The 245-nt window shown below is 62.0% G+C and carries 1 protein-coding gene; it reads right to left on the bottom strand.

Annotated features, from left to right (window positions below; translation table 11 throughout):
• Nucleotides 1-7: 7 nt before the first annotated feature.
• Nucleotides 8-245 (bottom strand): hypothetical protein (locus tag ACYPYD_RS26475; RefSeq protein WP_459666646.1); only part of this gene is annotated, 238 nt, incomplete at its 5' end.

The raw sequence follows: 245 nt of genomic DNA, 5'->3' as shown, positions 1-245 counted from the left end.
CGCAGTCCTACGAATGGTGATAAGCGCGCCGTATACAGCTTGCCCGACAGCACCGGTGGCGCTCGGGCAAGTTCGCGTTCGCCCCAATGATAAGTTCGTTTTCCGGGCAGGTGGGGGGCATTTCGTCAAGCGCCTCGTCGATGATGACCAAGGCGTCGCGCAGACAGTTCTGCACGGCCGCGACAGGGACCTTCAGCCGCCTGCCAATCTCGTCATAGGCAAGCTCGTCCACACGGTGGAGCAGG

Source organism: Novosphingobium sp. 11B (assembly GCF_054589055.1).
This window is presented reverse-complemented; position numbering and strand designations above follow the sequence as displayed.